At 42.7% G+C, this 26000-nt stretch carries 22 protein-coding genes; all 22 read left to right on the top strand.

The window, feature by feature from the left end; all coding sequences use genetic code 11:
* Position 1 precedes the first annotated feature (1 nt).
* The 22 genes from UM402_RS10155 to UM402_RS10050 all read left to right on the top strand — a co-directional run bounded on the left by UM402_RS10155 (position 2) and on the right by UM402_RS10050 (position 25987).
* Positions 2-574, top strand: coding sequence for an acyltransferase (locus UM402_RS10155; protein ID WP_058576245.1), 573 nt, complete (start codon positions 2-4; stop codon positions 572-574).
* Positions 561-1691 (top strand): dTDP-4-amino-4,6-dideoxygalactose transaminase, encoded by a 1131-nt coding sequence (gene rffA, locus UM402_RS10150; protein WP_058576246.1) that lies wholly within the window; start codon positions 561-563, stop codon positions 1689-1691. The genes UM402_RS10155 and rffA overlap by 14 nt, the downstream gene beginning before the upstream one ends.
* A complete protein-coding gene (locus UM402_RS10145) occupies positions 1688-3109 on the top strand; it encodes a lipopolysaccharide biosynthesis protein (protein ID WP_058576247.1) in 1422 nt (473 codons plus the stop codon). Before rffA ends, UM402_RS10145 begins: the two co-directional genes overlap by 4 nt.
* A gap of 110 nt (positions 3110-3219) precedes the next feature.
* Positions 3220-4524 carry a nucleotide sugar dehydrogenase gene (locus UM402_RS10140; RefSeq protein WP_322295484.1) on the top strand — a complete coding sequence of 435 codons (1305 nt, stop codon included), beginning with the start codon at positions 3220-3222 and terminating at the stop codon, positions 4522-4524.
* Positions 4524-5495 carry a Gfo/Idh/MocA family oxidoreductase gene (locus tag UM402_RS10135; RefSeq protein WP_058576249.1) on the top strand — a complete coding sequence of 324 codons (972 nt, stop codon included), beginning with the start codon at positions 4524-4526 and terminating at the stop codon, positions 5493-5495. The genes UM402_RS10140 and UM402_RS10135 overlap by 1 nt, the downstream gene beginning before the upstream one ends.
* A 32-nt stretch (positions 5496-5527) precedes the next feature.
* On the top strand, positions 5528-6106 hold the full coding sequence (gene wbpD / locus UM402_RS10130) for a UDP-2-acetamido-3-amino-2,3-dideoxy-D-glucuronate N-acetyltransferase (protein ID WP_058576250.1): 579 nt from the start codon (positions 5528-5530) through the stop codon (positions 6104-6106).
* A 5-nt stretch (positions 6107-6111) separates the two neighbouring features.
* Entirely contained in the window at positions 6112-7197 is a 1086-nt protein-coding gene (locus tag UM402_RS10125; RefSeq protein ID WP_058576251.1) for a DegT/DnrJ/EryC1/StrS family aminotransferase, read from the top strand.
* Between the two features lie 11 nt (positions 7198-7208).
* Positions 7209-7805, top strand: coding sequence for an acyltransferase (locus tag UM402_RS10120; protein WP_322295304.1), 597 nt, complete (start codon positions 7209-7211; stop codon positions 7803-7805).
* A gap of 46 nt (positions 7806-7851) precedes the next feature.
* Complete coding sequence (locus UM402_RS10115; protein WP_058576252.1) at positions 7852-8964, top strand: glycosyltransferase family 4 protein; 1113 nt, start codon at positions 7852-7854, stop codon at positions 8962-8964.
* A gap of 13 nt (positions 8965-8977) precedes the next feature.
* The gene (gene wecB / locus UM402_RS10110; RefSeq protein WP_058576253.1) at positions 8978-10102 is read left to right on the top strand and encodes a non-hydrolyzing UDP-N-acetylglucosamine 2-epimerase; all 1125 of its coding nucleotides are present in this window, start codon (positions 8978-8980) and stop codon (positions 10100-10102) included.
* 48 nt (positions 10103-10150) lie between these two features.
* Positions 10151-11212: an EpsG family protein gene (locus tag UM402_RS10105; protein ID WP_058576254.1), complete on the top strand. Its 1062-nt coding sequence runs from the start codon at positions 10151-10153 to the stop codon at positions 11210-11212.
* Entirely contained in the window at positions 11209-12303 is a 1095-nt protein-coding gene (locus tag UM402_RS10100; RefSeq protein WP_058576255.1) for a hypothetical protein, read from the top strand. The genes UM402_RS10105 and UM402_RS10100 overlap by 4 nt, the downstream gene beginning before the upstream one ends.
* Before the next feature lie 206 nt (positions 12304-12509).
* Entirely contained in the window at positions 12510-13379 is an 870-nt protein-coding gene (locus UM402_RS10095) for an ATP-grasp fold amidoligase family protein (protein ID WP_058576256.1), read from the top strand.
* Positions 13380-13520: 141 nt separating this feature from the next.
* Positions 13521-14267 (top strand): glycosyltransferase family 2 protein, encoded by a 747-nt coding sequence (locus UM402_RS10090; RefSeq protein ID WP_058576257.1) that lies wholly within the window; start codon positions 13521-13523, stop codon positions 14265-14267.
* Entirely contained in the window at positions 14267-15223 is a 957-nt protein-coding gene (locus UM402_RS10085) for an NAD-dependent epimerase/dehydratase family protein (RefSeq protein ID WP_058576258.1), read from the top strand. Before UM402_RS10090 ends, UM402_RS10085 begins: the two co-directional genes overlap by 1 nt.
* Entirely contained in the window at positions 15220-15768 is a 549-nt protein-coding gene (locus UM402_RS10080) for a sugar transferase (RefSeq protein ID WP_058576259.1), read from the top strand. The genes UM402_RS10085 and UM402_RS10080 overlap by 4 nt, the downstream gene beginning before the upstream one ends.
* Before the next feature lie 127 nt (positions 15769-15895).
* Positions 15896-17062 (top strand): nucleotide sugar dehydrogenase, encoded by a 1167-nt coding sequence (locus UM402_RS10075; protein WP_058576260.1) that lies wholly within the window; start codon positions 15896-15898, stop codon positions 17060-17062.
* A gap of 117 nt (positions 17063-17179) precedes the next feature.
* The gene (locus tag UM402_RS10070; protein WP_322295303.1) at positions 17180-19918 is read left to right on the top strand and encodes an SLBB domain-containing protein; all 2739 of its coding nucleotides are present in this window, start codon (positions 17180-17182) and stop codon (positions 19916-19918) included.
* Positions 19919-20053: 135 nt separating this feature from the next.
* Entirely contained in the window at positions 20054-20347 is a 294-nt protein-coding gene (locus UM402_RS10065) for a hypothetical protein (protein ID WP_058576262.1), read from the top strand.
* 118 nt (positions 20348-20465) lie between these two features.
* Positions 20466-21149 carry a YjbF family lipoprotein gene (locus UM402_RS10060; RefSeq protein WP_058576263.1) on the top strand — a complete coding sequence of 228 codons (684 nt, stop codon included), beginning with the start codon at positions 20466-20468 and terminating at the stop codon, positions 21147-21149.
* An 8-nt stretch (positions 21150-21157) separates the two neighbouring features.
* A complete protein-coding gene (locus UM402_RS10055) occupies positions 21158-24025 on the top strand; it encodes a YjbH domain-containing protein (RefSeq protein WP_058576264.1) in 2868 nt (955 codons plus the stop codon).
* A 51-nt stretch (positions 24026-24076) separates the two neighbouring features.
* A complete protein-coding gene (locus UM402_RS10050) occupies positions 24077-25987 on the top strand; it encodes a nucleoside-diphosphate sugar epimerase/dehydratase (RefSeq protein WP_058576278.1) in 1911 nt (636 codons plus the stop codon).
* The last annotated feature ends 13 nt before the right edge of the window (positions 25988-26000 follow it).

Here is a 26000-nt window from a genome sequence, read left to right as displayed (position 1 = left end):
AATGGCTTATCTTTCTAGAGAGCATCTTGAGAATATAGGGTTCAAAAGTTTAGGGAAGAACGTAAAAGTTAGTGATAAGGCCTCTATTTATAATCCTGAATTGATTGATATTGGCGATAATTCGCGTATCGATGATTTTTGTGTATTGTCTGGAAAAGTCGTAATTGGACAGTATTGTCATATTACTCCAATGTGTCTAGTCGCCGGTGGTGACCCAGGCATCGTATTGTCGGATTTTTGTACTTTGGCTTATGGAGTAAAAATTTTTGCTCAATCCGACGATTATACGGGAAAAACGATGGTCAATTCGCTTATACCGAAAAAGTTCAAAAATGAGTACTTTTCTAAAGTTGTATTGGAACGTCAAGTTGTTGTCGGAGCATCGTCAGTGATATTCCCCGGAGTAACAATTAAAGAAGGCTGCTCTATCGGTGCTATGAGTCTTATAACTAAGACTACCGAACCTTGGGGAATATATGTGGGCAGCCCTGCGCGAAGAATAAAAGCTCGCAAGAAAGACCTTTTAAAACTTGAAGAAGAATTTATAAAAGAGAACCTAAATGATACCGTTTAATGTCCCTGCGCGTACAGGTTTGGAAGAAGGCTATATTAGTGACGTTCTAGGAAGGAATAAGCTCTGTGGTGATGGTTATTTTGGGAAAAAGTGTGAAAATTGGTTTGAGACACATTTAGATATTCCAAAATCTCTATTTACCCCTTCTTGCACAGCTGCGCTTGAATTGGCAGCAATTCTTATCAATATAAAGCCCGGCGATGAAGTGATAATGCCCAGTTACACTTTTGTGAGTACCGCAAATGCCTTCGTGCTGAGAGGGGCAAAAATCGTATTTGTTGATATTAGACCAGACACAATGAATATTGACGAAAGACTGATTGAAGGCGCTGTAACCTCAAAAACTCGAGCGATTGTTCCTGTGCATTATGCGGGAGTAGGTTGCGAAATGGATGTCATTATGGACATAGCTAACCGCCATGAGCTGTATGTAATTGAAGACGCGGCGCAAGGCATGATGAGTAGTTATAAAGGTCGGGCTTTAGGAACTATTGGGCACCTGGGGGCGTTCAGCTTTCACGAAACCAAAAATTATACTAGCGGTGGTGAAGGGGGGCTTCTTATTATTAATGATAAGCAGTTTGTTTCCCGTGCTGAGGTAATTCGTGAAAAAGGCACAAACCGGAGCCAATTTTTTAGAGGTATGGTTGATAAATACCAATGGGTCGATGTCGGTAGTAGTTACTTACCAAGCGAATTGCAATCGGCTTATCTATGGGGTCAGTTAGAGTGTGCTGAAGAAATTAACGATGCACGGCTTTCCCTGTGGAGCTACTACTATAAGAACTTAAAGATGCTGGAAAGGTCTGGGCGAATAGAACTGCCTAACATCCCCGAAAGCTGTATTCATAACGCACATATGTTTTACTTAAAGACCTCTGGGCTGGATGAGCGAACAGCTCTGTTAGAACATTTAAAAAACGAGGACATATTGGGAGCTTTTCATTACGTACCTCTGCATACCGCGAAGGCTGGGTTACAGTTTGGGAAGCTACATGGCGGGGATAACTTCACCACTCGAGAAAGTGAAAAGTTAGTCAGGTTGCCCTTGTGGTATGGCCTTGAACGGGGGCAACAACAAAAAGTTATAAATGCAATTTTTGGGTTTTATAAGTGACACCTAAACAAATAGCGGCCTTCGCTATCGGACCGGTAGGTGGGGCGTTACTTAGTCTTGTTTCGTTACCTTTAATAACATGGTTTTTTTCCCAACAAGACGTGGGTCGCATGGCTATGTTCCAGGTAACACTCTCTTTTAGTACGTTGCTGTTTAGTTTGGGGCTTGACCAAGCTTACGTTAGGGAGTTTCACGATACCAAAAATACTCCCGCATTACTAAAGCAGGCAGCTTTGCCCGGTTTAGCGTTATTAATTATAACGCTTGCTGTACTTATTATGTTTGGTGGAGTGCTGTCTGACTGGCTATTCGGTGTGCCTAAACTGCACTTGAGTGTTCTGGTTTTAATAGCACTATTAGCTAATTTCATTTCACGTTTTTTCTCTCTTGTTCTTCGGATGAATGAACGTGGCTTGGCTTACTCAATGAGTCAAGTGCTCCCTAAGCTACTGCTATTACTAATCGTCGGTGGTTATGTACTCGTTGATGCTAGTAAAGACTTAACCAATCTTATTCTTGCCAATACCTCTGCTATTACCTTTGTCTTCGCAATCTATGCCTGGAACACTCGAAAGGAATGGCTGGCTAGTTTTTATTGCAAACTAGATATTAGTCAGCTCAAGCAAATGCTTCGGTTCGGCTTACCTCTCATTCTTGGTGGCTTAGCTTTCTGGGGCCTTACGGCTATGGATAAACTCTTTCTGCGAGCTATGACTAGTTTTGAAGAGCTAGGAGTTTACTCTGTTTCGGTGAGTTTCGCGGCTGCTGCGGTAATCTTACAAAGTGTATTTTCAACGGTTTGGGCACCAACTGTATACAAATGGGCGAGTAAGGGGCAGGGTCTTGAAAATGTTCATCTTGTTACTCGATATATACTGGCTTTAGTCGTTCTCGGATTTTCATTAGCGGGGCTCTTTTCATGGGTTGTCACCTTATTCCTACCTAGCAATTATTCTGCTGTACAATGGATTGTGGTTTCATGTATAGGATACCCTTTATTATATACATTATCGGAAACCACTGTCGTTGGCATAGGTATATCCAAAAGAACGTCGTACTCAATGCTCGCTTCATTGATCGCCTTTGCCGTTAATCTGGCAGGTAATTGGGTTCTTATACCTATTTATGGCGCTGCCGGAGCTGCTGTAAGTACATGTTTGTCCTTCTGGGTTTTCTTTTTGGTAAGAACTGAGTTTGCTATATATTTGTGGAAACCGGTCCCTCGGCTCTTGGTTTATTTGTACACAATTGTTGTTGTAGCCGGAGCAGTTATTTTCACTTTATGGGGAAAGGAACTTGGCTTGTGGATGGTTGGCTTCTGGCTGTCTGTATTGGCAAGCTGGTTAGTGGTTTTCAGAACGGAAATTTCAAAGGTATCGACATTTGTTTTTAAACGTCAATTGGTAAGAGAAGTTTAAGATTGGAAACCTATGCTAGATAGCTGCAGTTTATTTGGAAATAAACTGATTAACGATAGAACTACAATGGTTTATCGAATTGAGGTCAGAAGAGATTCATGGATTTAAAGATGCATAAGCAATTAATAGAGAAATTAGAAAATAAATCAGCGGTTATTGGTATTATCGGTTTAGGATACGTTGGACAACCACTGCTTATCCGCTACAGCGATATTGGTTACAAAGTCATGGGGTTTGATATTGACCAAGTTAAGGTTGATGCGCTAAACAACGGTCACAGTGCAATTGAACATATTTCAGATGAAAATATTGCGGCCGCAATAGATAATGGATTTAGAGCTACTAGTGATTATAGTCGCGTCAAGGATTGTGATGCATTGATACTTTGTGTGCCTACTCCACTAAACAAGTATCGTGAGCCGGACATGTCTTTTGTTATAAATACTACTGATATGCTAAAGCCTTATGTAAGAGGGGGCCAGGTGGTATCTCTTGAAAGTACAACCTATCCAGGCACAACGGAAGAAGTATTAAAGCCTCGTCTCGAAGAGACTGGATTAGTGGTAGGTAAGGACATCTTCCTAGTTTATTCTCCGGAAAGAGAAGACCCGGGGAATCTTAATTTTGAAACTAGAACAATTCCAAAAGTAGTGGGTGGCCACACCGAGAAATGTAAAGAAGCTGGAATCTCACTTTATCAACACGCCATCGATAAAATAGTCCCTGTTAGCTCTACAAAAGCGGCAGAATTAACCAAATTACTAGAAAATATTCATCGAGCAGTAAATATTGGTTTAGTGAACGAAATGAAAATCGTTGCGGATAGCATGGGTATTGATATTTTCGAAGTAGTTGATGCTGCAGCAACTAAACCCTTTGGATTTACAGCTTATTACCCGGGACCTGGGCTAGGTGGGCACTGCATTCCGATTGACCCGTTTTATCTTACCTGGAAAGCCAGGGAGTATGGGTTGAATACAAGATTCATTGAGCTGTCAGGTGAAGTGAACCGTGCTATGCCTGAATATGTGGTGAATAAATTGATGGACGGCTTAAATCAACATCAAAAGTCACTGAATGGCAGTCGAATTCTCGTGTTGGGTATTGCTTATAAGAAAAATGTAGACGATATGCGCGAGTCGCCTTCTGTTGAGATCATGGAACTTATTCGTGATAAAGGCGCAGAAGTGGCATATAGCGACCCACATGTACCTAAATTTCCGAAAATGCGTGAACACAGCTTTGATTTAAGCAGTACTGAGTTAACAGTAGAGAACTTGAACAGTTTTGATGCCGTTATTCTGGCAACTGATCACGAGAAATTCGATTACGAAGCAATATACGAACATTCAAGAATTATTATTGACTCTCGCGGAAAGTATAGAGGAAAGAACGGAAAGGTGATTAAAGCGTAATGACTGATATCAACACTAGCAATAACTTCGCTCTTATAGGTGCCTCTGGCTACATAGCCCCCCGCCATATGAAGGCTATAAAGGAAACCAATAATACATTAAGTGTTGCTTACGACATTAATGACTCTGTTGGTATTATTGACAGTATTTCGCCGCAAAGCGAATTCTTTACTGACTTTGAACGTTTTTATGAGCATGCTTGGCAGGTAAAGCGTAACAACAGCACAAAGCTAGATTATGTATCGATATGCTCTCCCAACCACATGCATGCCTCGCATATAGCCGCTGGTTTACGTTTAGGTTGTGATGTTATTTGCGAAAAGCCTTTGGTGCCAACGAGTAATGATTTAGATGAATTAGAGCGGGTTGAGCAAGAAACCGGCAAGAAAGTTTACAACATTCTTCAGTTACGCCATCACCCGGCAATTATTGAGTTGCGGGATAAGGTGGCTAAGTCAAAGAAAGATGAGAAGCACGAAGTTGAGCTTACCTATATAACCTCTCGTGGTAAATGGTATCTTGAGAGTTGGAAAGGCGATCCAAGGAAATCGTTTGGTGTAGCAACCAACATTGGAGTGCATTTTTTCGATATGCTGCACTTCATTTTTGGGAAGTTACAGAAAAATGTGCTTCACTACACTGATGACCTGAAAGCATCTGGCTACTTAGAATATGAAAAAGCACGAGTCAAATGGTTGCTTTCTATCGATGCCAATGATTTACCGGACGAAATTAAAGGTGAAAAAACAACTTACAGAACCATTAATTGTGATGGTGACGAGTTAGAATTTTCAGGTGGTTTTACCGACCTTCACACAGTTAGTTATCAAGAGATATTAGCAGGTCGAGGCTATGGTATTAAAGATGCTCGGCATTGTGTGGAAACCGTAGAGCAAATTCGTACTCAGCAATTGCAATCTGCAAAAGCTAATGAAGCACATCCTTTTCTGTCATCACTTCTTAAAAAGTAATACGCAGTATTCAAAGCGATCAGGTGCATACTATGAGTTATTACCAACATGAATCAGCAATTGTAGATGAGGGAGCTCAAATTGGCGAAGGTAGCCGTATTTGGCACTTCGTGCATGTTTGCGGTGAAGCCCAAATCGGCAAAGGCGTTTCATTAGGACAAAACGTTTTCGTCGGTAACCGAGTGAAAATTGGAGATAACTGTAAAATACAAAACAATGTTTCGGTCTACGACAATGTGTATCTAGAAGAAGGCGTATTTTGTGGGCCCAGTATGGTTTTCACCAATGTGTATAACCCTCGTTCGCTGATAGAGCGCAAAGACGAATATAAGGACACTCTAGTTAAAAAAGGAGCTTCTTTAGGGGCTAACTGCACTATTGTCTGCGGTATTACTATCGGTGAGTACGCTTTTATTGGCGCTGGAGCCGTTGTGAACAAAGATGTACCTGCTTACGCACTTATGGTTGGGGTACCAGCCAAACAAATAGGCTGGATGAGTGAACATGGGGAACAATTAAGTTTGCCATTGACCGGCGAGGCGAAAGCTCTCTGTTCTCATACCGGCGCTACCTATATATTAAATGGGCAAACCGTCAGTAAAGAAGGTTAACGAGAATGCAGTTTATTGATTTAGCCGCTCAACAGGCAAGAATTAAAGACAAAATTGATGCAGGTATTGCACGTGTCTTAGAACATGGTAAGTACATTTTGGGCCCTGAAGTACAAGAGCTAGAAGAAAAGTTAGCGGATTATACCGGTGCAAAATATTGTATTACCGTTGCAAATGGTACCGATGCTCTTCAAATTGCGCAAATGGCTTTGGGTATAGGACCCGGCGACGAAGTTATTACGCCAGGTTTTACTTATATTGCAACGGCAGAAACGGTTGCACTTCTTGGTGCTAAACCCGTTTATGTGGATATAGATCCCAAAACCTATAATATCGACCCAAACCTCATTGAGGCTGCTATTACGGATAAGACTAAAGCGATTATTCCTGTTTCTCTTTATGGGCAGCCTGCCGACTTTGACCGTATTAACGAAATTGCAAGAAAACACAGCATTCCGGTTATTGAAGATGGCGCACAGAGTTTTGGGGCAACTTATAAAGGTAAAAAGTCTTGTAATTTAAGCACGATTGCTTGTACTAGCTTTTTCCCGAGTAAACCTTTAGGTTGCTATGGTGATGGTGGAGCTATTTTTACTAATGATGACGACTTAGCAACGATTATGCGCCAGATTGCACGTCATGGGCAAGATCGACGCTATCATCATGTCAGGGTGGGAGTGAATAGTCGTCTTGATACCTTGCAAGCGGCGATCTTGCTGCCTAAGCTAGAAATACTCAACGATGAAATCTTATCAAGAAACCAAGTATCTGAGGTGTATAGTAGTGCCTTTTGCGATACGGAAATAATAACGCCTTTTGTTGAAGAACATAATCAGTCTGCATGGGCTCAATATACTATTCAAGTTAAGAATAGAGAAGAGTTACAGGAAAAGCTGCTAAACGAAAATATTCCAACAGCTATACATTACCCCATACCTTTGAATAAACAACCTGCGGTTGCTGAAGAAGGCCAAGTTTTGAAGGTTGGTGATAGTGTAGCAAAAAACGTTCTAAGCATACCTATGCACCCATATATGGGAAAAGAGCAACTTGAATTAGTTTCTAATATAATTAGAAATACGGTAGGTTGATATCTCTTGAATTGATTAAAAATGTCAACGAATCATTAGCGAAAGAAGGTCACTATTTATATTTAGGGAATTGTAGTTTGGGACTGAAAAACACGATATTACGAGCTGTATATATGCTCATCTTCTCCTTTCCAGGTTCGAATTATAATAGCGTTTTTAGTAAATTTCGTATCTTTCTACTGAGAAGGATGGGTGCCGAAATTGGAATTCATTGTTCTGTTTTAAAGAATGTTGAGATATCTAATCCTAGAAACCTTCTGGTTGGAGATTGTTCGGGGTTAGGAGCTAGAAACACTATAAATTGCCAAGGAAAAGTGGTGATTGGCGAACGCGTTTTAATGGGGCCTGAGGTAATGATATTTACCGCGACTCATGTGTGGAATGATGAAATTAAAACTTTTTACAAGCAGGGAATCGAAACATCAAGAGTCGATATCGGTGATGATTCATGGATAGGTGCCAGAGCTATAATACTTCCTGGTGTAAAAATCGGTCGAGGTGCTGTGGTGGCGGCTGGAGCGGTTGTCACAAGCGATGTTCCGAGCTATGCGATTGTTGGTGGAGTTCCTGCACGTATCATCAAACACAAAGGCTCTTCTACCAAGTAAATGCAGAAGTTTAACTCAAATAGCTTTATTGTAACTTAAGAACATCATGTCAAAAATTCTAATTGTTGGTTTGCCGTTTTTTCCAAAGAAATATCAATATGCTGTCGATGCATATCGTGAGTTGGGTTGTGAAGTCAAAGTTCTTCTGAATACAGGCGACGAAGGAAAACCAGAAGCTCCTAAATCTCAAGGTTTGATTGAATACGCCGGAAAAAATAATTTAATTAGAATGATTATTTTTATAAAGGTTCTAATCAGATTTCGCCCCGATAATATTGACTGTTACAACTATTCTATACTATCACTGATGTATGTTCTCTTGTCGCGAGCATTTGGTGTTAATGTTCGGTTTTGGATAATTGGCGGTGAGCTAGTAGGGGATAGGCAGAACTCGAATTCAAACTCTTTTTTGATGAAGGTATATGCCAACGTTAAGAAAAAGCTGACATGGTTTTGTTTGAAATTTACTAATGCGATATTTGCAAAAGAGCTACATCATGTAGATGCTATTAAAAATAAGCTACCGCGAGCGGTAGAAAAAATTGTTCAAATACATAACTGTGTGCCCGTTCCGGATTTCGATCCAGATACTAGGCGTAATTTAGCACTAGACTTCCTATATGCTAATGCGGTGATCGAAAGTCGAAACGTTATATCTTTAATTAACTCCTTTCATGAATTGCAAAGAGAAAACATAAAATTCCGAGCGGCTATATATGGATTCAGCTCTATTTCTAACGAAGTTTACGCTCCACGAGGATTTTTATATTCGGAAGTCGCACTGAAACACTATAAATCTCTCAACTTAGCTAAAAATGTGGAAGTTCAAGGCTTTGTAAAAGATATAAACCAGGTTATGAAGCAATATCGGTTTTTCGTCTTTCCTTCTGACGTCATACTCGCTAATTACGCACTCCTGGAAGCTATGTCGTATGGTTTAGTGCCAATAGTATATCCCGGTAACGGCTATGATAAGTTAGTAGAAGATGGTATTAACGGATTTGTGGCTTTTGACAACGACTTAGCTAAAGCGTTTAAGCGAGCGTTATCTTTGTCTGATGAAGAGTATGTGAATATGTCTGGATTGGCATATGAAACCATAAGCCAAAACTTTTCCATGCAGGTTTGGTTGAAAAAATTAAATTCGAATTTACGTTAATTTAGGCTGTTTTATGAAAGTTTTATTTGTTTTCGGGACTCGCCCAGAAGCCATAAAAATGGGTCCTTTAGTTTCGGCTATGGCAAAAGACTCTAATTTTGAAGTAAAAATTGCAGTAACAGCGCAGCATAGAGAAATGCTCGATCAGGTTTTAAAGCTATTTGGTATAGCTCCTGATTATGACTTAGATATTATGCGAAGCGGTCAAGATTTATATGACGTAACGACAAAAATTTTACTTGGCCTGCGCACCGTGTTGCGGGATTTCGAACCTGATTTGGTTTTGGTTCATGGAGATACGACGACTTGCTTTACTGCTAGTTTGGCAGCATTTTATGAACAGGTAAAAATCGGGCACGTTGAAGCGGGATTGAGAACGGGTAATCTTTATTCGCCGTGGCCAGAGGAAGCAAATAGGAAATTAACAAGTGTACTGACAGATATCCATTTTGCTCCGACACAGCGCGCAAAAGATAATTTAGTATCTGAAGGGGTTGATAAGTCAAAAATATTTGTAACCGGCAACACGGTTATTGACGCCCTTTTTTCAATAAAAAATAAAGTCTTGGAAAACGGTGATTCAAAAGCTTCACTGGACCAAAGCTTTGATTTTATCGATAACTCAAAGAAGTTGATTTTGGTAACTGGCCATAGACGAGAAAGTTTCGGAGACGGTTTCGAACGAATTTGTGCTGCTCTAAAAGAGATAGCAGAAGAGCATTCAGACGTACAAATAGTCTATCCTGTTCATCTCAATCCTAATGTCGAAAAGCCGGTTAACCGCTTATTAGGTGGCTTAGATAATGTATTTTTGATTCCACCACAAGACTACTTGCCGTTTGTCTACTTAATGAATAGCAGCTATTTGATTTTAACAGATTCAGGTGGCGTTCAAGAGGAAGCGCCGTCGCTAGGCAAGCCCGTACTTGTTATGAGAGATACAACTGAACGTCCGGAGGCTGTCGCGGCCGGTACGGTGGAGTTAGTTGGCACTGATTCTATAAGAATCGTCGAACAAGTGAGCAGGTTGCTCAATGATGCATCTGAATATGAAAAAATGACTCGGGCACATAATCCGTACGGTGATGGAAAGGCTGTCAGCCGCATCATTAGTATTTTAAAAGAAAATGATAAGTAAAGAAGTAACTTGGTTCAGCTGGCCGAAAGCACAGATGAGCTTTAACTAATGTTCTATGTGCTTTTAATCGCTACAGCATTCTTCCTTCATTTCAGTGATAGAACTCGAGTTTCTACCCCTATATTCTATCTGTTTTCGAGCTTTGTTCTGCTTGTTATCTCACTAAGGGGGAATGGTACCGGGCTTGCAGATTATGATGCTTACATAAGAATATATTCTAGTATAGTTGACTGGTATGATGTTCTCAATCCAACCACTCACGTGGAGATTGGGTTTAGAATAGTGTCTTATATTGGGAACGCACTGAACTTAGGAGGACAATACATAATTGTCGTAATGGCGGTTCTGTCGTTTCTTCCCGTTGCTTTCCTAATCAAAAAATACTCGCCTTACAAAATGCTATCAATTTTAGTCTGGTTTCCATATGTCATGTCAATGAATATGCAGTCTTCTAGAATTTCAGTAGCGGTTGGTTTTGGTGTTCTATTTTTTATTTGTTTTTATAAAAAATATAGAGTGATGTCATTAGTTTGTTTCTTACTTGCGTTTTCGTTTCACATCTCTTCTATCTTACTTTTGTGTACTTTTCTTACTCGTTTGAAACTTTCGACTCTTAATTCTATATACTTTATACTTCTATTCCTCTCATTTATCGTCGGCTTTGTTGTAATACTTTCAGGTGTTCTTAGTCTAATTGGTCTGGATGTTTTTTCTGCTAAATTTATAAGTTACGTTAACTCAGAGGACTATGGATATCCTATGCCAGTGTATGATCCTAGGATACTTATTTCTCTTTTTATGGTAGCGAGCATTACGCTAATAAAGAATAGAGTTACTGATCCATTTCATCTTTATCTCTTTAAGCTATTTGTCATTGGTTCAATGATAATGGTCGTTTTTTTGGATGTTACCATACTAGCCTGGAGACTAAGTTATATCTTTTTGATTATTGGTGTTCTTGTTGTGCCGATTATTTCAAAGTATTTCATAAGCTTCTTGCCTCGAGCCCAAAAGGTTGCATACATAGCATTCCCGGCGATGTATTTGGTTTTGGGTTTGATAATAGCCGTCGTCGCCCAGCCATTTAAACTTTTTATAGGTGCAGTTTGAAAAAAATACTAATAGTTGACACATCTTATCCTATTAATAATCGAACTAACAAATTTAGGAAGTCATTTTTAAATGATTTCGACGTTGCAGTATTAACCTGGGACAGGATTGGGAATAAGAAAGAAACTCCGCCAGGATTTTTTTTGTTTAAAATGCGTGCCGAAATAGGCAATCGCTTAAAGAAATTATTCCTACTTCCTCTATTTATAGTTTTTGGGTTTCGCAGCTTCAGAAAATTTAAGCCAGATGTGCTATTTGTTAGTCACTGGGACTCTTTAGTTCTTGGTGGGTTAATAAAGTTTTTCAATAGAAGAGTGAAGTTAGTTTACGATTGTTTGGATATGCCTTCCTCGAGTAGTAAGTTCGTTGAAAAACAACTCACCAAGTTGGAAGCTTCATTTTTAAAAAATACTGACTTAACTATATATGCATCCAGATACTTTCCGGAACGTTATAATGATGTAGATGAGTATGTGGTTTTTGAGAACTATCCGTCTGCCGCCTTACTTGAAAAAACATCAGAAGTACCGGAATGGTACAGTTCTATTAAGAAGGCGAAAGAAGCGAATGAAACAATAGTTTCCTGGGTGGGAGTTGTGCGCTTTCCCTCGGTTTTAGAAAAACTGATCGAGTCATTTCGTGATCTTAATATGAAATTAATATTCTTTGGCGATGGGCCAAGCGTTGATTTTGCGAAGCGGGAAGTTGCTAGGAAAGGCTTATACGATAAAGTTCTTTTTAAGGGCAGATATAGTCAGCAACAGCTACCTTATATCTATGAAGTTTCTGATTTAATATGGGCCGCTTATCCAACAGATAATATTAACGCCGTCTATGCTATATCGAATAAGTTTTTTGAGTGTGCTATTTTTGAAAAAACTCCTGTAATTTCTTCAGGAACAAGGATGGCTGATGATTTTAGGAAGTTTTTTCCAAAAAGTGCAGTGTTAGTGGATGAGTTCGATCCAGATGATATTAGAAGAAAACTAACAGATAAAGCTAATACTAAATCAGAGTTTAAAAACTACCAAGAAACCATCTTCTGGGAAGAGCGATCAAAGGAACTAAATTGTTTAATTGATAGGTTATAATCCTATCTTTATAGATAAAGCTGTTAAAGGTTTTGGGACTTCGATAGTTTTTAAGCTTCTAAAAAATTGAGCGTTGGATAGGTAATTACCCTTATTATTAAGCCTGACGGTTAAGCTGGGTCTGAAGTTCTCAGCAGAGTTCTTAGAGTAAATTAAAAAATATCTTTGAATATTATAATTCCATCTTACTAAAGTGACATTTTGATATGAAATATTTCTTCTTATCATGTATTTCTCGGGTAATTCCTAAAAAAGCGATTATTTCTGTTTATTTTTTTTTAAAGCACCGCTACAGAATGTCTTGGGATAATCCTAGAACCTTTTCACAAAAATTGCAGATTATAAAATTAAAGCTGGGAAGGTCAGATGCAAAATTTGCTGATAAAGCGGATGTTCGTAGTTTTGTCGAGGATGAAATCGGGGCGAGATATCTGATTGAACTATTAGGTCTTTATAAAGAGAATAATATAGAAAAAGTAAAAAACCATATTGAAGATCATGTTGTTATCAAGACCACTCATGGTAGTGGAGCGAGCCATATTGAGATCTGCCCTACAGATCTGAGCTGGGAAGAAATTAGGGCGAAATTTAAAAGGGCTTTAAAAGAAAGGTATGTAGGGACTTTCTTGGGTGAGGAGCATTATGATTTTATTGAACCACAGCTTATTGTCGAGAGGAAAATCGGAGAGCGCTCAGAGTCTCCTGTAGATTATAAATTTCATATTTTCAGAAAGGGAAAAGAGATAAATTGGGTCTTGCAAATCGACTGGGATCGATTTTCTCAACATAAAAGGAATTTTTATGATAGTGAGTTAAACTTGTTGAACGTGGAAGTAACTTATCCTAACGGTAACTTCACCTTACCTTCTGAAGAAAAGTTGTCAGAAATGCTATCTATAGCACAGCGACTGTCAGAATCATTTATATATGCAAGAATAGACTTATATTTAATTGAGAACTGTATTTACTTTGGTGAAATCACTTTAAGTTCGGGTAGTGGTTTTGAGAAAATCGTTCCTCACGATTTCGACTTGCTTTTAGGAAGTTACCTTCCTAGTTTAACAACTGAAGGTTAGACGAATGAGTCAAAGGGGGCATATATTGACCGGTTTCGTATGGGTGGCAAGGGTAGCTGGGTGTTGTTTTTTATTTAAAACTGGTAGTTAAACTTGTTTCGATTATTAGTTTGCGTAACTAGTAAAAGTAAGAGAGTAAAAATGTCTGTTTCTATAATTATGCCCATGTTTAATAGCGGTCAATTTATTGAAGGCACAATCAATTCCGTGCGTGACCAGACGTTTGATAACTGGGAGCTGCTCATTGTGGATGATTGCTCTCAGGACGACTCGGTTGAGGTGGCAAGCCGATTGGCGTCTGATGATCATCGTATAAAAGTTATATCGCTAAATTCGAATGGCGGTGCAGCCGTTGCTCGGAATGAGGGCATTAAAGCCTCTTCTGGTCGTTTCATTGCTTTTTTGGATAGCGATGATCGATGGGATAGTGAGAAATTAACCAAGCAAGTAAAATTTATGAAGGAACGCGAGCTTGCGTTTTCGCATACAGGGTTTAGGCGTGTTGACTCATCCACGGGTAAACAATTGTCGGAATACGTACCTCCTGCACGTTTAACGTATAAAGACATGCTTTACTCAAATCAAGTGGGTTGTTTAACCGCTATGTTTGATACTCAGCAGGTTGGCCGTATAGAAATGCCAAGTATCCGTAAACGACAAGACTATGCTATGTGGTTAAAAATACTCCGCAAAGTTGGCTCTGTCTATGCGCTTGACGAAGTGCTTGCATCTTACACCGTTCGTACTAATTCTATCTCAAGCAATAAAATATCTTTATTAAAGTATAATTACTCAGTTTTTCGAGACTGTGAAAAATTTAGTTGGCCTGTGTCTTTATATTACCTGCTTGCAAACACCTTTATGCGTATTAAACGAGGGCGTTCTTAGTGATTCTAATTACTGGAGGCAGGGGGTTCGTCGGGAAAAAGCTGATTGAAAGCCTTCGAGGCTCAAAAGCAGAGTTCGTTAGTTTAGTGCGAAATGGTTCTGAAAATTTAGAATCTTTTGAGATGGAAATGCCGGACGAAACCTCGTGCAAATCGTTATTAAGTTTGGCGGCCGAATTTAGCCAACCGATAGATACGGTTATACATTGCGCGGGCTTGGCTCATGGAAAGTTACCTAATGCGAGTTACCAAGACTATGAGAGGGCTAATGTGTCTCTTACCGGAGAGTTGGCAAAACTGGCTTTCACTATTGGCGCGACTAAATTTATCTTTCTTAGTACCATAGGTGTACATGGTAGAGTTTCAAATCAACCTATATCAGAGTCCTCACGGCTAGCTCCATATGATGATTACTCGCGCTCAAAATTGTATGCAGAGCAACGTTTAGTCGATCTCTTCGAGGGTGAGGAGCGAGGTTCAGAGTTAGTTGTTATTCGTCCTCCTCTCATTATTGGTGAAGGTGCTCCAGGTAATTTCGGTAAATTAATTAAGCTATGCTCTTCGGCTATTCCTTTGCCGTTTGGACTCATCAACAACAAGCGAACGGTACTCTCGCTTGAGAATCTCGTCGACTTTATTTGTTTTGCAAAGGAAAAAAACGGTGTATCCGGTTTTTTTACTTTGGCAGACGATGAGATTCTTTCTACCAAAGATATGGCTAAAGAAATTAAAAGTTCTCTTGGTAGAGGCTCTTTCATGCTTCCAGTCCCTAAGATTTTGATAAAAGCGTTATCGTTTGTTGTGAGAAAGCCACACTTTTATGAGCAATTATGTGGGGACTTAGTTGTCGATAATTCTAAGTCCAAATCTTATGGCTGGCAGCCGACCGTAGACTCACGTAGTACACTGCGTATAACTGCTAAATTATTCGTTAATGAGGAAAGATCTAGTCAATGATCAAGATGTTAGATTTCATGTTTGCACTACTCGGCTTAGTTCTTGGTTTTCCCATTTTATTAATGCTTTATATAGTGGGTTTATTTGACACTGGCTCGCCGCTGTTTCGGCAAGAGCGAGTGGGGCGTAATAAAAAGCCTTTTGTGTTAATTAAGTTTCGTACTATGCGAAAAGATACAGCGTCGGTGGCTAGCCACCTAGCAAGTGCATCCTCCATTACGAAATTTGGCCACTTTTTGCGCCGTACCAAGTTAGATGAGTTGCCCCAGCTTTGGAATGTGCTTAAAGGTGAGATGAGTTTGGTAGGACCTCGCCCAGGGTTGTTTAATCAAGAAGAACTTACCCGCGCCCGTGAGGCAAAAGGCGTTTTTGCTGTTAGGCCTGGCATAACTGGTTTGGCGCAAGTAAATGAAGTAGATATGTCTACTCCTGAGTTATTAGCCGAAACCGACGCTAAAATGATTAGCTCGCTGAATGTGAAAAACTATTTTAAGTACATTTTTATGACGGTTACCGGAAAAGGATCTGGCGATAGAGTTAAGTAAGAAGTTAGCACTCCTAATGCTTAAAATTAAAGTGAAAAAAGAGGAGTAATTTTAAGTTGAAGAGTAAGCTCTGCCATTGATTGGTGGTTATTCAAAGTATGTTGTAGCGTGGGATAGGTATATATAAATGAAGATAGCTGTAGCAGGGACAGGGTACGTTGGTTTATCAAACGCGGTGCTTCTAGCGCAGCACAATGAAGTTATTGCGGTTGATATTGTTGAAAGTAAAGTTAGCCTAATTAACAATAAAAGATCACCTATCGAAGATAAGGAAATATTTGAATTTCTCAGCGACAAAGAGTTAAATCTTAAGGCTACCTTAAATGCTGAAGAAGCTTATGTTAACGCTGAGTACGTTGTCATTGCCACCCCTACAGACTATGACCCCGAAACCAACTACTTTAATACGAGTAGCGTGGAGGCGATCATTGCGCAGGTTAATCAAGTTAACCCTAATGCGGTAATGATTATCAAGTCGACCATACCGGTGGGCTACACCGAAATGCTGAAAGAAAAAATGAGTACCGAAAACATCATTTTTTCACCAGAGTTTTTACGTGAAGGCAAAGCGCTTTATGACAATTTGTACCCTTCTCGTATTATTGTTGGCGAACGCTCTGAACGTGCTGAAATATTCGCTGACCTTTTAAAGCAGGGGGCTATTAAAAGTGATGTACCAACGCTTTTTACTGATAGCACAGAAGCGGAAGCTATTAAACTTTTCGCGAATACCTATCTAGCTATGCGCGTTGCCTACTTTAATGAACTGGATACCTACGCTGAAGTTCACGGTTTAAGCACTCGGCAAATTATTGAAGGTGTTGGTTTAGATCCGCGTATTGGCGATCACTATAACAACCCAAGCTTTGGTTATGGTGGTTATTGCTTACCTAAAGACACGAAGCAGCTGTTAGCTAATTACCAAGATGTTCCGCAAAACATTATGCGAGCGGTGGTTGATGCCAACCGCACCCGTAAGGATTTTATCGCTGACAGCATTATTGCCCGTAAGCCAAAGGTGGTGGGCATCTATCGGTTAGTGATGAAACAGGGCTCTGATAACTTCCGCGCATCGGCCATACAGGGAGTGATGAAGCGCATTAAAGCCAAAGGCATTGAAGTGATAGTGTATGAACCCGTGCTACAGGAAGAAAAGTTCTATAATTCGCGTGTTGTGAATGACTTTGAGGGGTTCAAAGCAGAAGCTGATGTAATTGTTTCAAACCGCATGGCACAAGAGCTCCAGGATGTCGCTGACAAAGTGTATACGCGAGATTTGTTTGGGAGTGACTAGCAAACTAGTGGTGATTCATATACTACAAACGCTACCGTAGCTTTTTTGGAAGTTAGCTTATAAAATGCTGCGATTATCCGGGTGCAAATTAAGTAATAAACATAAAGGGGAAGCGCTTTGATTTCTTGGAAGTCTATCTTGTCGGGTATGGTACTGCTCGTTGCTGTTGTGGCTTTAGGTAATTCAGTAACAGTACATGCGCAGTCTATGCCGAGTCAGGCTCAAATTGAGCAGTTGAAAAAACTGCCTCGTGCCCAGCAGGAAGCCCTTGCCCGACAGTTTGGTATTGACCCCAGCATGTTGGATCAGTTAAACGGTTCTTCTTCAAGCTCAAGCAGTAAGAGCCAGCAACAAGAAGATGTCGTTTTCCCACGAGGTACTCGTTTTGATAAAAATGGCGACCCGATAATTCCGGAAGACTTAGAAGAACAGTTCACTCGTGACGACGATGAGTTAAAAGCATTCGGCTATGACTTATTTTCCGGCGAGCCAAAAACGTTTGCACCCACCTCTTATGCACCAGTACCTTCCAGTTACATTATGGGCGTTGGCGACACCATTAAAATTCAGCTTTTTGGTAAAGAAAACCGCACCTACGACTTAACCATTGATCGTGAAGGTAAAGTGGTTATTCCTGACCTGGGTGAGCTGACGGTTGCCGGTTTAAGCTACACCCTAATGCAGGAACTTATTCAGAATCAGGTAAAACAGCGGCTTATTGGCTTTAATGCAGCCGTTTCTATGGGTGAGCTGCGCTCTATTCAGGTGTTTATTGCGGGTGAAGCCTATAAACCGGGCTCTTACACGGTAAGCTCGCTGTCGACCATTAGCCAGGCGCTGTATGTTGCCGGTGGTGTGTCGGACATTGCGTCATTGCGTTCAATTCGTTTAATGCGCGCTGGCGAGGTTATTGCAGACTTTGACTTGTACGACTTGCTATTAAAAGGCGACGCGTCTGACGACCGCATTTTGCAAAGTGGTGATGTTGTTTTCATTCCTGCGCGTGGTGACATGGTTACTGTTAAAGGCCAGGTTAAACGTCCGGCTTTATATGAGCTAAAAGGCGATGAAACTTTAGAAGACGCATTACATTTTGCTGGTGGTAGTGAAGACGACGCTTACTTAGCGTCGGCACAGCTCGAGCGTATTGTTCGAGGCCAGCGGGTTATTAGTACGGTTGACTTAACCTCAAATGCCGAGTTGGGCAAAGCGCTGAAAGGCGGTGATGTATTAACGCTTCGCCAGGTGTCGGAGTCGCTTAACAACAGCTTGTTGTTAGTTGGCGCGGTGACTCGCCCGGGGCATTACGAGTGGGAGCCGGGCATTCGCATTAACGATATTTTGCTCGACAGCCGTCAGGATTTATTAGAGCAGGCCGATTTAGGCTACGGCCTTGTTGTGCGTGAAACCGGTGCTAAGCGGGACTTGAGCTTGTATCAATTTAACGTGGCAGAGGCTATTTCTGGCGTTGAAGGTGAGAACTTACAGCTGCAAGAGCGCGACCAGATTGTTATTTTCAGCCGCTACCAGACGAAAGAAGAAGAAAAGCAGAAACTCTCTCGCTTTACTTTAACCAAGCAAGAGCGTCAGGCGGAAGAGCGTCAGGAATTATTAAGTGATTACCGTCAGGCGTTTTTGAAAGACTTGGTTAAAGACGCTAAAGCGTCAGAAGAGGACGAAAGAGAGCAACTCGCACAACAACGCTTAACGCCGTTGTCTGAATTGTTTGGCTCTCCGGACGAAGATGATCTAGAAGTTGCCGAAGAAGACTTAGCGCTGTATTCGCGCGACAAGCTATTAGAGCCGATTATGCAGCGTATACAGCGTCAGCGTACCAGTAACGGTAATACGCCGTTAGTCTATGTGTCTGGTGAGGTAAACCACCCTGGCGTGTATCCGTTAGTGGAAAACGCCAGTGTTAGTCGCTTGGTGGAAGCCGCTGGCGGAGTTAAAGACTCGGCCTACTTAAAGCGAGCTGAAATTACTCGCTTTGAGTTCAATAAAGACACCACGAAGACAGACTACGTTACTGTTGCCTTAAACAATGTTCTGCAAGGCGCTATGGATGTTCCGTTACAAGGTCGTGACCGCTTAAATGTATTGAGTATTCCTGAGTGGCAAAATACCTATGAAGTAACCCTGCGGGGGGAAGTCCGCTTCCCGGGGACTTATGCCATTAAGCGTGGTGAGACTCTTACACAGCTTATTGAGCGGGCCGGTGGTTTTACAGAGCATGCGTTTATAAAAGGTGCGGTGTTTACTCGTGAAGAGCTGCGTAAGCAGGAGCAAGAGCGTAAAAAAATTCTGGCGCAAGAGCTTCAACGCGAAGTTGCCGGAAATATGCTGACTGGCACCGGCGATAGTCGCGTTTCTTATGATGAAATGCGCACGTTGTTGGCTGACTTGCTGTCGGCAGAGCCAGTGGGTCGTTTAATTATGGACTTGCCGAAACTGTTAAGCGCTAATGGTGCCAACGACGTTCAGTTAAAAGACGGCGACACCTTGCACGTTCCTTCCCGTAATGACTCGGTGAGTATTATGGGTGAAGTGCAAATGGCAACGTCCTACCGTTTCGACCCTGACGTATCGGTGGAACAATACATTGATCGCAGTGGTGGCACCAAAGAAAAAGCGGACGAAGACCGCATTTATATTGTTAAAGCCAACGGGGCCATTGAACGTTACGAAGGCGGCAGCAGTTGGTTTAGCTTTAGCGAAAGCTCACAGTTAGGCCCGGGCGATGCTATTATTGTGCCTATGGACACAACGTATACTGAAAACTTGGAGTTGTGGTCACAGGTAACCAGTATTTTGTATAACACCGCTGTAGCAGTGGCTGCTATTAACAGTATTTAACAAATTTTACTGAAAATTTATAAATCCAGTTTGCATTTAGCAGCGTATAAACATACTATGAAAGTTGCTGTTAACTGGAGTGTTTTCAGTCTACAGCGATACATGTATCAATATCTCGGGAGTGAGGTTAATATTATGAAAACTTTAGCATTATCAGTTATTGCTGCGTTAGGTTTAGCGACTGCACCAGCAATGGCACAAGAAGGTACTGCTGGTGAGAGCGCATCAGGCGCTGGCATCGGTGGCATGTCAACCCAAGCAATGGTATTTGCGGGTGTTGCAGCAGCGGCAACTGTAGCAGTTGTTTCTGACAGCTCGTCAAACCCAGTAGTTGATGACAACCCTGAAGAACCAACAGATCCGGATCCAATCGTGACTGTAACTGGTACAGGTACTAACACCTACACTATTACTATTCCAGCTCAGTAATAGCTTATTGTGTTGGTTGCGAAGCGCTTCGCAGTGAACACTTTAAAAGAGCTGTGATAAAATACCGCCGTTTGGCGGTATTTTTTTATGCGTGATGGTTTAACTTGTGAGACTTATTATGATTCGGAACGGACTCTTTGCCGGTTTTCTACTAATTTTGGTTGGTTGTACAGCTGTTACGGACGAAGTTCGTGAAACAGTTGAGTATGCGTTTAAAGACACTGAAGATGCAGAGCTCAGCGCTGATGAAATAGAGAACTTTCCCTACACCTCTTTGTATGCCCAGTGGCAGGGAAAAGCCCGAAGCTTGATTGTTTTAGGTTTTATTAACAAACCGAATAAGTACCATTTTATTACCGCCGACAAAGAGACACTGGTTCTTGAGAATGGGCGCGTTACACGCACCCAAAGCCTGGACGATAACCTGTTGAGCGTTTCGAATTTAAAGAGTGACCCACTGCGTTGTATTGTAACAACCCCTCAGTCTTGTAATAACAGATGGCAGCGCGCTTATGACTACCAGTTCGACGACGGCACTCGTGTTAGTCGCAACGTGAAGTCGACATTTTCTGTGAAGCAGCGTGAGCAATTGGCTATGCCTTACGGCTCGGCAACGGCGACACTAGTGGAAGAAGCGGGGACGTTTCTTCTAACCGGTCAGCGCTTTGTAAATCGGTTCTGGGTGGAGCCGGACGGTCATGTCATAAAAAGCGAGCAACGCATTATTCCCAATAAGCCACTATTAAACCTTACCCAGGTTACCTGGATTGGTCGCACCAACAACTCAGAGTCAGCCCAATGAGTGATGTTATGAAACGTATCCTTATTACTTTATTCGCTATAGCCGTTTTGGCTGAGTCAGGCGTTGCAAACGCAGAAACCAAACAGGTGCAATTTGAGGGGCCGGTTAGACTAAAGCAGGCATTGAACGGCATTGAAGAGCAAGGCCTTCTGGCGGATGTCTATTGGCCCGCTGTACGTTTGGTTAAAACCGATGAAGCTGCCGAATTAGAACGTAAAAAACAAAATATACTTTTGCAGCTGGCTGAACTTGAAGCTTATTGGCGCGGCCGCCGTGAAACCGACAAAGCCGATGCCGCGCTGATGCTGCAAGGGCAAATTAAGGGCTGGCAGCTGGGGCAACAATACTGGGGTCATATAAGCATTGAACAAGCGCGCCAAAATTTAGCTGACAACCCACTGTTGCCGGAAGGAAGTTACTCGCTAGTTATGCCTGAACGCCCAGAGCATATTTATGTGTATGGCTTAGTCAGTAAGCCTGGAAAGTACGCATTTCATACAGGAAAGACAGTCGCAAATTGGCTGAGTAGTGTTGAAGAGCAATCTGAGTTACTTGATGGCTATAACAAAAACGTTGCGACGGTGGTGTCTGTTGATGACGAACAACAAACTAACTGGGCGTACTACAAACAAAGTGACACCGAGCTTATGCCCGGCAATATTCTTTGGTTAGGCTTTGAGCCGAATCAGCTACCGCCAAAATATAAGTCCTTGAATGACGATATTCGTGGTTTGTTGAAGCATTTTGTGGCAGATACGTCGGTTCGCTCAGCGACTAACGCGCCTGTGTACCAGGTAAGTGCAGCACCCACCTCAGAATGGCATTGGTCGCGTCGTGATTTGTCGCCCAGTTATAACGACTATGGCTCGGTAGGGTTATTACAGAACCCGACGGCTCGTATGATGGATGAAGGTGCTTTTGCGCTTAGCTATACCGATATGGACGAGTACCGTCGTTACACAGTGAACTTACAGTTGTTGCCTTGGTTAGAAACCACAGCGTTTTATACCGAATTTCCTAATCGTTTATACAGTGATGTGCCGGATTTTAGCAGCGATAATATTTATGCTGACAAAGGCTTCGATATAAAAGCCCGTTTATGGGAAGAGAGTTATTGGCTGCCGGAAGTGAGCGTGGGTTTTCGTGACTTTGCCGGTACCGGCTTGTTTGATGCGGAATACCTAGTCGCGAATAAACGTTTTGGCCCGGTTGATGTGAGCTTAGGGTTGGGATTTGGGCGCATGGGGACCCATGACGACTTTACCAACCCGTTCTGCGAGTTGTCTGACGATTACTGTCAGCGCGAAAATAGCTTTGGGGGCAACGGTGGTAAGGTAGAGTTTGACCGCTGGTTTACCGGACCTATGGCCGTGTTCGGTGGCTTGGAGTATCAAACTCCGTGGGAGCCGCTTAGTCTGAAGGTTGAATATGACGGTAACGACTACTCGACCGAGCGTGCCGGCGTACCGATAAAACAAGACAGCCGCTGGAACTTCGGCGCTAATTATCAGGTTTCTGATTACTTCGATGTGCAACTGAGTTATGAGCGCGGTAATACGCTCATGTTCAACTTTAGCCTGCGCACCAACTTCAATACGCTGAACCAGATAAAAGTGACGCCAGATAAGGTCGTACCAACGGAAGAAAAGCGCAAAGAGTCATTGGCCGACGTAGACTGGGCAGGAATGAACCGCACTATGCGTGAACAAATGGCGTTTAGCGGAGCGCGCTTTGCGGCGAAAGATGATGAAGTGACGATGTACGCTTACCACTCCCGTTATCGTGATAGTGAAGAAGCTTATGACCGGGCGGCTCGAGTTATGGCGGCGGAATTACCCGACAGTGTAAAAACCTACAATATGGTCGATATGACGCTGTTTGACCCGAACGTGAATACCAAAATTGATGCCGACCAGTTTAAAGACAGGGTACTTAACCGGGAGCCGGGCAAAGACGTTGACGAAGTGGACGACTTGTTCGTTCGACTGGAGTCGCCGGATATGCCTGAGCGCGGCGATGACAGCTGGAAACTTAACCCAGAGAACAAGTTCACTAACCGTTACGGCCTGAAGCCGTTCCTCGACCAAAGCTTTGGTAACCCTGAGACTTTCTATACCTATCAGCTGGGTGTTTATGCTTTTGGGCGTCGTTGGTTGAGTGACAATGTTGAGTTGTTTGGTGAGGTGGGCTTTAACATTGCCACTAACTATGACGACTTCTTGTTCTTAGGTGGCGGACGAGATGCGCTACCGCCGGTACGTACCGACATTCGTAAATACGTACAAAACGATATTTGGCTAGACTCAGCACAAGTGACTTACCATAAGCGCTTAGGTCAGGACTGGTTCGCCATGGCCTATGCGGGCTATTTAGAGCGCATGTACGGTGGCTTGGGTGCCGAAGTGCTTTATAAGCCAGTAGACAGTCGCTGGGCCTTTGGTTTGAATGCTAACCGGGTTCGCAAGCGCGACTTTGAAGGCGGTGCCGGTTTCTTAGACTACGAAGTGACGACAGGTTTTGCCAGTGTGTATTATCAAATGCCATGGTTGTCTGACTCGTTATTGCAGTTAGACTTTGGCCAGTTCCTGGCGAAAGACAAAGGCGTACAAGTAACCATGCAGAAACGCTTTGACAGCGGTGTGGTTGCCGGTGCGTATGCGGCCTTTACGGATGTGTCATCGGAGGAGTATGGTGAAGGAAGCTTTACCAAAGGCTTCTTCATTAGCATACCATTCGACTTAATGAGTGTGCGTCCGACCCGTGAGCGCGTTGGCTTTACTTGGGTACCATTGTCACGAAATGGTGGACAACAGTTGCAACGTCGCGCCCGTTTGTATGACTATACGGATGACAGAGCGCCGTTTTATAATCGCTAATACACGGAAACGATAAAAAGGATAAACACCGTGAACCCATTGAAGTTGTTGATGCAGTTACCGAGAAACGTGAAGCGCGGAATAGGGCTTTTCGTTGATGTTGTGTCCATTACGGTAGCAATGGTAACGGCCTACTTACTCAGCTTTGATGCCATTATGCCGCTGAAATGGTCGCAGTGGATGATTCTTGGTGGTCTTGTTTTATGCGCAACTTTATTGGCGTTTATTCGCTTTGGTTTGTACCGTGCGGTTGTCCGTTATGTTGGCTTTAAAGTGTTAAGTCTGGTTTTTGTGACTGTTGTCTTCAGCGGTGCATTTTTAGTCATTGGTGCGCTGGTTATGGGGATTGCGTTACCGGTGTCAGCAGTGGTGAATTACGTGCTGCTCGCATTCTTGTTAACCGGCGGCAGTCGCTTGATTGTTCGCGAAGGCTATCAGCGTGCTATGAGTCGTAAGAAGGATCGGGTGCTGATATACGGCGCCGGGTCTGCCGGTCGTCAGCTGGCGCAAGCCCTGAATAATGGTGGCGAGTTTCATCCGGTGATGTTTGCTGACGATGATTCTAGCTTGCAAGATACGTCGGTGCTTGGTATGAGCGTTATTAACCCGGAGCGTATTGAAAAAGCCGTGCACGACGCTGATATCCAACGTGTGCTTTTAGCCCTACCGAGTACTCCTCGTTCACGCCGTCGTGAAATTCTTGAAGCCTTAGAGTCTTTGCCGGTTAAAGTACAAACCGTGCCGGGCATGGCTGACATGGTGAACAACGAAATGTCCATTGACCAGTTACAGGACATTCGTGTGGAAGATCTATTGGGGCGAGATCCGGTAACACCGGATGCCCGCTTAATGGAAAAACATATTACTGGTTTGACGGTTTTGGTGACCGGAGCCGGCGGCTCTATTGGCTCTGAGCTATGTCGTCAGATATTGTTGCAGCGACCGAAAGTGTTGGTGCTTTATGAACTCTCTGAGTTCGCCTTGTACAGCATTGAGCGTGACTTGATTGATATCTGTGAGCAACAGGGCATTGGTGCCGAAGTGATACCGGTTATTGGTACCGTGCAACGGCGTAACCGCATTGAGACTGTTCTGAAAAGCTTTAATGTCGATACGGTGTACCATGCTGCCGCTTATAAGCATGTGCCTTTGGTTGAATACAATATGGTCGAAGGCGTGCGTAATAACGTTTTCGGTACCTGGCATACGGCGGAAGCGGCTATTGCAGCAGGCGTGAAACAGTTTGTACTGATTTCTACCGACAAGGCGGTGCGCCCGACCAATGTGATGGGCACGACAAAGCGCTTGTCTGAATTGGTACTGCAAGCATTGGCGCTGCGTCAGTCGGAAACCCGTTTTTGCATGGTGCGTTTTGGTAATGTTTTGGGGTCTTCTGGCTCGGTTGTTCCGCTGTTTAAAGAGCAAATTGAGCGTGGCGGACCGGTAACAGTGACGCACCCGGATATTACCCGGTTCTTTATGACCATACCGGAGGCGGCTCAGCTGGTGATCCAAGCCGGCACCATGGGCCACTCTGGCTCGGTGTTTGTACTGGACATGGGCGAGTCCGTTAAAATTGTCGACTTAGCTCGTAAGATGATCCGTCTGTCTGGTCTTGAAGAAAAAACAGAGCAGAACCCGCACGGCGACATAGCTATTGAGTTTACCGGTTTGCGCCCTGGTGAGAAGCTGTACGAAGAGCTACTCATTGGCGACAATGTGGAAGCCAGTGACCACGCTCGTATTCTGCGCGCAAATGAGCAGTCTCTGGCTTGGAGCGACATGCAGTTGTTGCTTGAAAAACTTGATGACACTTGCCAACGCTTTGCGATTGATGAGCTACGTGACGTGTTGCTAAAAGCCCCAACAGGTTACAAGCCAACAGACGACCGTATTTGTGATGTGATTTGGAACAAACACAGAACTTGTGAAGATAAAAGCGACGACGCAGACGTTGCATGACGTACTTAGGGAC

Origin of the sequence: Idiomarina sp. OXR-189 (assembly GCF_034373425.1) — a bacterium.
In the GTDB taxonomy this organism is placed as follows: Bacteria; Pseudomonadota; Gammaproteobacteria; order Enterobacterales; family Alteromonadaceae; genus Idiomarina; species Idiomarina zobellii.
This window is presented reverse-complemented; position numbering and strand designations above follow the sequence as displayed.